At 37.4% G+C, this 11876-nt stretch carries 6 protein-coding genes; 5 read left to right on the forward strand and 1 reads right to left on the reverse strand.

Going from position 1 to position 11876, the window contains the following annotated elements; all coding sequences use genetic code 11:
* The first annotated feature begins 207 nt into the window (after nucleotides 1–207).
* The 5 genes from AC1RP1_RS01525 (at nucleotide 208) to AC1RP1_RS01545 (ending at nucleotide 9223) form a co-directional block, all read left to right on the forward strand.
* Entirely contained in the window at nucleotides 208–5157 is a 4950-nt protein-coding gene (locus AC1RP1_RS01525; RefSeq protein WP_481760895.1) for a MucBP domain-containing protein, read from the forward strand.
* Between the two features lie 350 nt (nucleotides 5158–5507).
* Nucleotides 5508–5678 (forward strand): hypothetical protein, encoded by a 171-nt coding sequence (locus tag AC1RP1_RS01530; protein WP_481760894.1) that lies wholly within the window; start codon nucleotides 5508–5510, stop codon nucleotides 5676–5678.
* Nucleotides 5675–6103 carry a nuclear transport factor 2 family protein gene (locus AC1RP1_RS01535; RefSeq protein ID WP_481760893.1) on the forward strand — a complete coding sequence of 143 codons (429 nt, stop codon included), beginning with the start codon at nucleotides 5675–5677 and terminating at the stop codon, nucleotides 6101–6103. Before AC1RP1_RS01530 ends, AC1RP1_RS01535 begins: the two co-directional genes overlap by 4 nt.
* Nucleotides 6104–6327: 224 nt before the next feature.
* Nucleotides 6328–7749, forward strand: a complete 1422-nt coding sequence (locus tag AC1RP1_RS01540; protein ID WP_481760892.1) for a carboxylesterase family protein — start codon at nucleotides 6328–6330, stop codon at nucleotides 7747–7749.
* A gap of 349 nt (nucleotides 7750–8098) precedes the next feature.
* Complete coding sequence (locus AC1RP1_RS01545; protein WP_481761137.1) at nucleotides 8099–9223, forward strand: MFS transporter; 1125 nt, start codon at nucleotides 8099–8101, stop codon at nucleotides 9221–9223.
* Nucleotides 9224–9629: 406 nt separating this feature from the next.
* On the opposite strand, the gene AC1RP1_RS01550 is transcribed toward AC1RP1_RS01545, so the two are convergent.
* The gene (locus AC1RP1_RS01550; protein WP_481760891.1) at nucleotides 9630–11873 is read right to left on the reverse strand and encodes a DEAD/DEAH box helicase; all 2244 of its coding nucleotides are present in this window, start codon (nucleotides 11871–11873) and stop codon (nucleotides 9630–9632) included.
* Nucleotides 11874–11876 lie beyond the last annotated feature (3 nt).

The following is an 11876-nucleotide window of genomic DNA, read 5'->3' on the forward strand; positions in this document are numbered from 1 at the left end:
AAATGTGGTAAGTTAGAATTACGGTAGTATAAAAGGGCATTAAAATCCATTTTTAATAGGATTTCGATGCCCTTTTATTTTTTTGGAAAGACGATTAAATAGTGCAAGCCGTAAACGTTTACATAAGATTGTTGTGATGTTACAATTAATTTGTGCCGGGGGCGGCATATTATTTAATAGGTTATTACTTACAAGGGGGCATGACAAATGAAAAAGGGGCTAACTATCGCAACAACAATGATAACGTTGTTCACGCAATTACCATTATCTTCTGTGTTTGCGCAGGACCTTAATCCAACGACAGAAACGTCATCTTCAAAAGCAGCTACGGCGTCAACTGCTAAAAAAGCGACAAAAGCAGAGACAGGTATGACTCGTACTGGAGATACAAATACGGATCTTACAGTTGAAGCACAGAAAGATACGATTGAAGCTGGCCAATTGGCTAATTTTAATTTATATTTTAAAATTTCAGGTAAGAACACCTCATTTACCAATGCCGATATAAAGGTTACGTTACCAAGTAATTTAAATGAAAATATGACATTTACGCAAGATTTATCAGAACTTAAAATTGCGGGCGTCACACCAATTTATGATAAAGATAAAGGTGTATTGAATTATCATTTTGATACGCTTAATGCAAGAACAGCAAATAAAGTAATTATAAAAATAGGAACAGCAAATGGCGCAATTATGCCTAATACAAAATTAGACACAGCAGCAACATTTACTGGAACGGATCAGAATGGCGAAAATAAAAGCTATGATTCTAAAACTTCAATTAATATAACAGCAAATAATAATTATGCTATGACAAATAAAGTTACTAGTATTGAAGGACAAACATATAATAATCCTAATCGTGGCGATATTGTAAACTATGGTGTAGGGGTTAGTGCGCCGAAAAAGGAATTAGGCGCACTGTATGTTAAAGAAGGTTCTAAAGTTAACGTGACCTATAAATTAGGCGCTGGAATAGACTACTATGGTGTAAAAGATGGCGCACAAGAACCGAGTGTCAGTACAGATGGTAGAACATTAACCTGGGAATATACAGCACCAAGTTACGCTGAACAAAAAGCAGCTGTGACTGATTTCTTTGAAAAAAATGTGACTATCCAAGCAAAAGTAACTGACAAGGCTGCCTATTATTCACAGATAACGAATACAGTGAGTTCAACAGCAACTTTCCTTGATGGTAGTGTAAATAGTACAGCACCAATTAAATCAACGGTTATGGTTATGCCCAATGATCCTAAGGAAGTTCCAATTCCAATTCCTGGTGGATCAGCATTTCCAACTAATCATTTAGGACCAAAAGATGGAAACGGTGGCGTGGCATCAGCTACATTAATTGACCCGGATGTGACAGTTAACGATGATGCTTATCTAAGTTATGGATTAACATTATCCTCACAAAATGCGACATCACCTTATATTGGATTTTCTTATTATAATATTTATTATGATGTGGATACGCATTTAAATCTTGATAGTTTTACAACGGGTAATTTTTATTACATGCCAAACAATAATTTACCAACTTTTTCACCAACAAAAGCTAAAGTACCATTTGCTATGTTGGTAAAATACGAAACAGATGGAAAAGTTGATGATAACTGGACATTACTCAATATGGATATGAAGACTAACGCCAATTACACACGTGCTCAGTTAGGTATTCCGGATGGGAAAAAAGTGGCTAATATTTGGCTGTGGTTCCATGATGAGAAGATAACAAAAGTTCCAGCAAATAGAGACATAGCTGCATCTGCAACCTATGATCCAGAAAGTAAAAAAACCGTTAAAATGGCTCCAGCTGGATTGTATAATAGCGGGATGAAAGTTAACGCAACGATTGATAAAGGATTCACTGGTCAAATAACTAATAAAATGGATATGACTTTCTATGGCGTTCAGGCACCTGATGAAACAGGTTTTGAAGCAGCTCGATATGTTGATTACACATCTAACCCATGGGCAGAGGCATTTAAGGGTGAAAATGGTCAGGTTTATACAGATCGAATTGCGCCTCGTCACGTTGAAGTCGCAGCAAAAACAACCGGTGAAACAAAAGTTGTTAAAGCTTCAGTTAGTTTACTAAATACAGTCGGAAGTACAGTTAATGAAGGTGAAAATACTGTCTTAACTTCAATAGAAAATAATAAGGCATCAATTTCACCTTTATCAGGACCTTATCTGAGTTATGTGCTATTACCAACAGGTGTAACGTTCAAAGAAAGCGTTGCTTCAACGAACTATAGCGCTGAATTATATGATAAGGATTACAAAGGTACTGGAAGACAACTCGTTAAAGTAACAATGAATGGCGACAAATTAGTAGCCGGTAAATTCCTTAATGGTCAATTTAAAATTAATATTTCAAAAGATGCGACACCTAATATGACATTTAACATGACAGGAACAATTGGTGATACTGATTATACAGCTGTGAAACCGACAGGTGATGAACCACTTTTAACGGATACAGTAAAATCTGTTGATACAGATGATATTGATAAAGATGGTAAAACAGACACACCAATTATTAAAACAGGTAATTCATATGTGTTAAATCAAGAATCAAATATTGATGTTGATGCAAGTATTAAAGGTGATAAAGATGATAAGTTTGGCGATTTAGGTAATGTTACAGTCGGCAAAAAAGCCACTTATCAAGCAACATTAACAAATAATACAGATGATAAAATTACATCAATGCAGTTCTTAGATGTTTTACCATCTGTCGGAGATTCAAATATTACCGATGGTGCAGCACGTAATTCGGCTTATGAAATGAAATTAGATGGGGCCATTACTTTACCAAGTGCATGGGAAAATAAGATGACTGTTTTATATAGTACATCTAAAAATCCTAAACGTGCCGGTATATTAGATAAGAATACAAATTATCCAGCAGGAACGGCTAAAATTGTTGACCCAACTGGGGCTGAAGATGCAACTTGGGTAACAGCTGATAAAGTAGCTGATTGGTCAACCATTCATTCATACAAAATTACGCTTAATGACGGAGTTGAATGGGCCCAAGGTAAGGGAGTTACATTATCATTTGATCTAGTTGCGCCTAAAGAATCTGAAATTTCAGATTCAACATTAATTAGTAATAAACCAGCTGAAACAACGAAAGTGTCACGCGCTGTTCAAGAAACACGTGGTGCTTACAACAGTTTTGGTATCGCAATTAACAAGTTGCAAGTTGTTGAAACTGGTGCAATAGGCACACAATTAATTCGTGCTAGCGCTGATGTTACTGCAAATTATGTAGATGTAGATGGTAATAAACTTGCTGATGATGTTGTCCAAAGTGGGTACTTCGATGATCCATATACGACAACTCAAAAAGAGATTTCAGGTTACGACTTTGTAAAAGTAGAAGGTAACGTTTCTGGTAAGTTTGGGGCTGATGCAGTAACAGTTAACTATGTTTATAAGAAAACTTCTGCACCAGTGACTGTTAAATATGTCGATGAAAATGGTAAATCGGTAGCTGATTCAAAAGAACTTACTGGTGATTTTGGTGATGTTTATACATCAGATGCTGCTGTTATTTCAGGATGGACATTGAAAGAAACACCAAGTAACGCAAGTGGTAAGTTTACTGCTGATAAACAAACAGTCACATATGTCTACGAAAGAGCGGATGCGGCTGACGTTACAGTTAAGTATGTCGATGCAGATGGAAAAGAATTAGCAACATCAGATGTACTTTCAGGAAAAGTATCAAATCCATACAGTACAACTGCTAAAAATATTTCAGGATGGACGTTGAAAGAAACACCAACGAATGCAAGTGGGACATTTACAGAGACCGCACAAACAGTCACATATGTGTATGAAAAAGCGGATGCAGCTGATATCACGGTTAAATACGTTGATGTAGACGGAAATGAATTAGCTAAATCAGATGTGCTTTCAGGAAAAGTATCAAATCCATATAGTACAACCGCTAAAAATATTTCAGGATGGACATTAAAAGAAATACCTGAAAACGCAACGGGAGTATTTACGGATAAAGCTCAGACAGTTAAGTATGTGTATGAAAAAGCAGATGCTGTCCCTGTTACAGTTAGATATGTTGATGGAAGTGGGAATGATTTAACTAAAGCTGATACGCTTTCAGGAAAAGTTGGGGATGCTTATACAACTGATGCCAAAGTATTATCAGGTTGGACGTTAAAAGAAGTACCAAAGAATGCACAAGGAATATTCACAGATGCTGCACAAACGGTTACGTATGTGTATGAAAAAGCAGATGCAGCTGATGTGACGGTCAAATATGTAGATGGAAAAGGTAACGAGTTAGCAACATCAGATGTTTTATCTGGTAAAATTGACGCTGACTACAAGACAACCGCTAAGGAATTAGTAGGTTGGACGTTAAAAGAAACGCCAAGTAACGCCAACGGAACATTTACGGATAAAGCCCAAACAGTTACGTATGTGTATGAAAAAACAGATGCTGAAGCTGTAACAGTTAAGTATGTAGATGAAAAAGGCAACGAGCTAGCAACACCAGATAATCTTTCTGGTAAATTAGGAGATTCATACAAGACAACTGCTAAACGTATTGCAGGTTGGAATGTTAAAACGACTCCTAAAAATGCAGAAGGAACATTTACAGATAAGACTCAAACAGTTACGTATGTTTATACGAGATCAGCTGCTAAAGATGTCACTGTAAAATATGTTGATAAAGATGGTAATGAATTATCAGCTTCAGTAACATTCTCTGGTAAGATTGGTGACGCATATACATCTAAAGAGAAACAACTTTCAGGTTGGATGTTGAAAGAGGCGCCAAGTAATGCTAAAGGTATCTTCACGGATACGGCACAAACAGTCACGTATGTTTATGTTAAAGATGAAGATAAAACAGTAGTGACACCGCCGGTAACACCACCAACAGATAATTCAAAAGGAAATACAACAACAGAAACGTTGACGGATGTTCCTGAAGGAAACACTCACTCAAATACAGTAAGCAAAGCAAATAATACAAAGAGTGATACAGGAAATCTTCCTCAAACAAATGAGGCAACAAGTCTTTTGGTAACGTTATTAGGTGCTGCATTACTCGCAACATCAGTTATCTTTATGATAGGTAGAAAAAAATCAAAAAAGGCTAAAAAGTAAAATTCTAAGATTATAGAATGAGTAGAAGAAGTCTTAAGACCCCTATGTCAACGAGTGTTGGTGGGTAAATTTTGGAAAGACCAATTCATTTTCGAATTGGTCTTTCTTTTTTTATTTTCAAAGAGAATTCAAACATAATTCGGTCGTGTAAATGTTGCCAACACCAATAAATGGTATCAAAATGAAGAATAATGTTAACGCGGGAATTATTCTTAAAAATTGTAACCTGTTACGCTTAAGGATAGTCAATATACTTAAGCGGATTCAATTAATGCTTTTTGGTTGACTGTGACGTAACGAGATAGTCTATGTTGATAATATACCGCAAGTACTAATTATTGAGGCTGTTGATGAAGCTTATGCCACTTCAAAAAAAGTCAATTAAAAAAAGATCAGCAGGTTTTTATCATGATGGGGGGTTCAGTAGAGACCTTGAAAAGGTATTCAAACTGGGAGATATTCAAGAGGCACATCGCTATGGCATGAAATCTGACCAATTTATAAATAAGGAGAAAAAATGATTAATACAAATAACAAATTAAATGAAGAGATTATTGCACTAGAAAAGGGTGCGTTGGATAAGTGGTTCAAAGGGGACACTTCGGGTTACCTAAATATTTGGTCACAAAAACAGTTTTCGTATTTTGACGGTGCTGTTAAAAGACGTGTTGATAGTTATGAAGACATAAAAGAATCAGTTTTAGCTAATGTTGAAGGAAAACTATTTGCTGACAGTTACGATTTTGAATATCCACGAGTGCAAGCAGTCGATGATATGGCTGTTTTAACATATCAACTATATGCAAAAACGACGTTGATTGATATGCAATACAATTGTATTGAAGTTTATCAAAAAGAAGAAGATGGCTGGAAAGTAATCCACTCAACTTGGTCATTTATTCGACCAATGGATATGGATTTTGGTAAAGCTAAAAGTATTGTTTAAAAAGGTGAAGTTAACCTTTATTCACGATATACTGAAACAGTTCTCTTAACTATTTTGAAGGCACAAAATATACACAATTAGTGATTTACAAAAGAATGCCGACAAAATAGAGTTTGCTTCGCATTGACCTTGATGTTGCGAAAAAGTTTTACAAGAATAATTATTAATACAAATCGGAATAATCAGTCAGATAACATAAATAATTTAAATTGGAGTAGATAGAAATGACGACACATAAAGTACACAGTTGGTTAGGCGTTCCCTATGCCAAAGCTGAAAGATTTGCTGAACCAGAGTTGGTTCCTTTTGATGAAACAAAGCAGTATGTTAAGTATGGACCAGCACCTTTGCAGGCTGGCGATACAAGTTGGCTGGGAGCCGTTAGCGGACTTAGCGAAGATTGTCTAAACCTTAATATTTGGGCCCCTGAAGACATGGGGGAGGAACCATTACCAGTTGTTGTTTATATTTTTGGTGGTGGCTGGGTGTTAGGATCAAATACACAAGCAGTTTCTGACGTATCAGGACTAGCTAGTACTGGTCGTGTGATAGGCGTTTCTATTAATTATCGCCTTGGACCGTTTGGTTGGTTATCACTAGCACAGTATGGTGGTAAATTAAAAGATGCAACTAACCTTGGTCTTAAAGATATAATAACGGCTCTTAAATGGATTCAAAAAAATATTGCTTATTTTGGCGGTGATGCTAATAATGTCACAGTTACGGGACATAGTGCAGGTGCTTTTTCATCATTAGAACTATTATCAGCGCCTAGTGCTGACAATCTTTATCATCATTTAGCAGCTTTTTCTGGTATGCCTTCTCGATTAGTGCCTCAATGGGTGGCGCAAGAGCGTGCTCTAAAAGTGTTAAAACATTTTGACTGTGTTAATAATCCAGAGCACTTATTACAGGTCGATGCTTATGAATTAGCTGAAGCAATGAATGCAACTCAATCACCTGATCCGGGTACTCCACATGGCATTGACAATGATGTGATAGCTGTTACTGACGATAGTCAACTAATAAATGGGGTTATAGCTGATCACCCGATGCATGTTCTTGAATCTGGGAAACACAAAGATGTAGATATTCTATTTAGTAGTACCACAGAAGAAACTTTTTATTGGGTCTTAAATCGGACAAAAGATTTTGATCCAGTGACCCTTGACAGGCTTACAGAGCAATTTGCCCACAGTATGCGTATTCCTTTATCTAGAGCCCAGCAAGTAATCAATTCCTTTGCTGATGATACTTTGAAGCCTGTAGAGGTAAGGGGATTATTATTAACGCATTTATCCTTTACATTACCTCAAATTCGTGGAGCAGTGGCTCATGCTAATGCAGGTGGAACATCACATGTGTTAGTTGTTGCACCTGTCAAAGGAGCGGAAGTCGCTGTCCATGGAACAGAGATGTACGGCATTGTTGGACAGATTAGCCCTAATGCCAGTCAAGAACAAATTGATCGGGACAATTATATTAAAGACACGTTATTAGATATGGCGGAAGGTCATTCCGATCTTACTTGGGACGCTGTTAAAGTAGATAAAATAAGTGCTAAAGGAATTGGAAACATGCCTTATAATGCTACAGAACATAGTTTGGATATTCTTGAAATATTTAAAGGAATAGACCGTCCTTAATAGTTTATAGCAAAAAGTGGAGGTCAATTCATTGTTGGCTAGCTGACTCAAATTGGTGTTTTTTGGAGATAACAAGTATGACAACAGTTTAAAGATGTGTTGGCTTCTCGCTTCCGCAGACGACCGAAAGCTAAAACTAGCGGTGATTGTTTTTGATAGCAAGACATAATTTTTTGACCTTTTAAATTTTGTTCGGATTAATTATAGATTTTGCATTTCTGAATAATTGGTGGAGAAAACTATATATTATTGTGAAACATTTGAGGATTTTCTTGGACTTAGAACGAATAAAGGGAGATACAAGGACTTGGACCGAAAAACATTTATTTCTAAAGACGTTATTTATGTAATGATAGCCACTTTTTTCTATCAATTTAGTATTCAGTCGGTAAATCCGTTAATCAGTGGCTATGTTACACATTTAGGTATTACTAGTACTCTAGCAGGTTTAATTGTTGGTATTATGAGTATTACTTCATTATTTTTAAGACCTATTGCTGGAAATCTTACCGATAAAATATCAAAATATGGGTTAACATTTATTGGTGGTATTCTATGTGCCATTAGTGATTTTGGATATATGTTTTCTTTTAATACTGCTTGGTTATTCTTTTTTAGAGTCATTAATGGGGTTGGTTTTGTCTTATGCACTGTATGCTTGGCAACCTGGTTGGCTTTCTTGGTGCCGCGCCAACGTGTTGGTGCGGCGATGGGGTATTATGGGTTGGTAAACGCTCTTTCTATGGCAGTTGCCCCAGTTTTGTCACTTGAGATATATCAAAAAGTAGGGTATAAAATGATTTTTCTTTTGGCCGCTGTCAGTGCGATTGCCGTGGTAATCACAATTCAGTTTATTGATAATCGAGCCATGCCATCTTTCGTTCGTAAGGAAGCGACACATTTTAAGCTGATTCAACGAAGTGCATTACCAGTTGCATCAATTTTTGCTTTAATTTCTATTCCATATTTTGCGGTCCAGGCTGACATTGTAATGTATGTTCGAGCAAGTAATCTAAATATTACTGTTAGCTTATTTTTTGTAATTTATTCAATTGTTTTGATTTTTAGTCGAATTTTATTAAAAAACTATTTTGACAGTATTCCCTTTGGTGTTTGGTTTTATATCTGTATGATTGTGACTGTGGGCTATCTTTTTTTCTTAACCATAATGCATAACAATTTAGAGATGGCGTTAGCTGCGGCTTTGATGGCCATTGGGTTTGGAACAATGGTTTCTGTTTGCCAGTCTACAGCTCTATTATTAGCGCCTTTGCAAGAACAGGGGCTGGCTACTGCAACTTACTATTTGGGGAGTGACATAGGAATGTCTTTAGGACCAATTCTAGGTGGCATTATTACAAATATTTTACCAATAAAATTACTTTTTCCAGTTATGATTTTAATTGTTCCAGTAGCTTTTAGTATCTATTTTTTTAATCATAAGAATTTGAACAGTGCGATTAGACATGATTAGTACTAGGAAAAATGTGATGAACTTAATTTGAATAGTCTCGGAAACTTTCAAGTTTTCAAAAAAAGAAGGCTCGTAATGCGAGCCTTCTTTTTTATACATATATATTAAAGAAAATGATGTTGTTTGTGTGTCTGTTACGGCGCCAATTTAAGCGATCATTTATAAATGTTTAGTTGTCAAAGCCAAGGATGCTTATCCGCATCATGATAAGCATATTTCGATGAAGTATATGATGCATTTACATTTGATAACAACGTATGATGAGCAAGCATTTACCTTAGAGAAATTAAAAAAACATGGCGCGACCTCTATCAGAGGACCACGTCATGTGCCGGATGATTTAGTAGCGTTGTTGAAGTAGATAACTAATTAGTTTATTATCACATTGATACTTTAGAATCTCTGTTTAGAGATGTTTTTGCCAACTAAGCACGCGATTTTGCATTCCTTTGAGATCTAAGATACCGTTTGCAAATCCTTTACGAATTAATTCTTCTGGTACATATTCATCATATTTTTCAAAAACAGGCACTTCTTTTTCATATACCAATGCCAAAGGATCAAAATCGGTAGCTGCTTCTTCTGCTACGATTTTATAAAATTCTGCTTCACTGACAGACATGGTAAATTGTAGGTAATATGGTCGTGATGAATTCATGCCTTTCAACCCAAGACGTTTACCACAACGGATTTTCAGAAACCGCTCAAGCGCAAGGAACGCGTAACTGCCAAGCCATGGAAACAATGCCCACATTTTGCCACCAAGATGAACCAGTGGACGATTAGCCATTTCTGCCTTTTTAAACGTTTCTCTGGCTTCTGCTAGACGGCCTCTAGCTTGTGGCATTAAGTAGGAATAGTCTTTTTGCTCTGCAAGGACATCGTGCATACGTTCTAGGATTCTGGTGTGAATATCCCCAGCGACATCTCCAAAGTAGGCTGGTTTGTTACCTTTAACGAGCGTACAGTATACCTCACGACGTTTGTGATCAACTTCATCGACAACCCATACACGTCCTGCTATGGCAATCTTGTCACTGACTGGTGGTGGCTTGACAATTGTACCTAACTCTTCTGATCCTGCACGGACTGTATATTCGATGTTTTCTTGAAAGACCCCATAAAATTTGTAGTTGTTAACAATACGTTCACCAGCAAGACCAACAATTACACCGCCATTTTCGGTACGATTGATATGATCGATTGTGATCAGATGACGCAGTAAAGTTCCGAAGTCCTCTTGATTAATTCGATGAAAAGCAGAAAGCGTTAGGACGCGTGAAGCAAGTTCAGCAAGTGTCATTTCGCCAGATGATGCCAATGTACTCATTGTTTGGTGATAAAGCAGGGAAAAAGGCAATTTGTCTGTTTTGGGTGGTTCTACAAAACGTTCTTCGATATATAATTGTACGAGAGCGATACCCTGAATAAGGTACCAGGGCACCAAATCTGGTAGCATAGCACGAGCTTCTGGGTGGTCTTCGCGCATAACAAACCACATTTCAGAAGGGTCACCTCTTCTGCCGGTTCTGCCCATACGCTGTAAAAATCCGGAAACCGTAAATGGTGCATCTAGCTGAAAGGCGCGTTCTAGTCTACCAATGTCGATACCAAGTTCTAGTGTTGCGGTGGCACAGACGCTCATGAGAGAATCAGCATCTTTCATGGCTTCTTCAGCACTTTCTCGATAGGCTGTTGAAAGGTTTCCGTGATGAATAAGAAAACGATCCGGTTCGTTGTTGACTTCACAGTACTGCCGTAAATTTTGACAGACTAATTCACACTCTTCTCGCGAGTTAGTAAAAATGAGGCATTTTTTGCCACGTGTATGTTCAAAAATATAGCCTATACCTGGATTTGCTGCCTTTGGAGCTTTATCTGTGGCAGGTTCTAAAGCAGAGGTAGGTGGGGCTGTTATCACGCTATTTATCGTCTCGTTAGCTTGTGGTTCTGAATTAAAAAAGTGTTCGATTGACAGTCGCCATACTTCTTTTCCACCGTCAAACTTTGGGATGATAGTTTCTCTGCCACTACCTGCGGCAAGAAATTTACCCGCTGCTTTTGGATTTCCGATTGTAGCTGATAATCCTATTCGTCTTGGATTACTGCCCGATAGTCGACAGAGGCGTTCAATTAGCGAAAAGGTTTGTCCACCACGATCCGAACGTAAAAGTGAATGTATCTCATCAATGACAATAAAGCGTAAATCACCAAAAAGGGCAGGGATTTCCATAGACTTGTTTATCATCAAAGCCTCTAAGGACTCCGGTGTAATTTGTAAAATACCGGCTGGTTTGCGTAGTAATTTTTGCTTTTGACTTCGAGGGGCATCCCCATGCCAACGTGTGACTGGAATATCAGCTTCTTCACAAAGCTCATTTAATCGACCAAATTGGTCATTGATCAAAGCCTTTAAGGGGGCAATATACAGTACTCCAACTGAGCTTGATGGTTGTTCATCAAGTAGGCTTAGAATAGGGAAAAAAGCAGCTTCCGTTTTCCCAGAAGCAGTAGATGCCGTTAAAAGAACATTCTTATCTGTGTTAAAAATGGCATCTCCGGCCGCATTTTGAACAGCGCGCAGGGTTCGCCAGCCAGACCGGTAAATGTAGTCTTGAATAAAAGGCGCATATCGGTTATATATATCCATGTG

Source organism: Dellaglioa sp. CoH-56-MRSF-13 (assembly GCF_056782095.1).

What these genes read in the sequence shown, in the direction of transcription:
- AC1RP1_RS01525 (WP_481760895.1), top strand. Translation starts at nt 208, where the DNA reads ATGAAAAAGGGGCTAACTATCGCAACAACAATGATAACGTTGTTCACG.
- AC1RP1_RS01530 (WP_481760894.1), top strand. Translation starts at nt 5,508, where the DNA reads ATGAAGCTTATGCCACTTCAAAAAAAGTCAATTAAAAAAAGATCAGCA.
- AC1RP1_RS01535 (WP_481760893.1), top strand. Translation starts at nt 5,675, where the DNA reads ATGATTAATACAAATAACAAATTAAATGAAGAGATTATTGCACTAGAA.
- AC1RP1_RS01540 (WP_481760892.1), top strand. Translation starts at nt 6,328, where the DNA reads ATGACGACACATAAAGTACACAGTTGGTTAGGCGTTCCCTATGCCAAA.
- AC1RP1_RS01545 (WP_481761137.1), top strand. Translation starts at nt 8,099, where the DNA reads ATGATAGCCACTTTTTTCTATCAATTTAGTATTCAGTCGGTAAATCCG.
- AC1RP1_RS01550 (WP_481760891.1), bottom strand. Translation starts at nt 11,873, where the DNA reads ATGGATATATATAACCGATATGCGCCTTTTATTCAAGACTACATTTAC.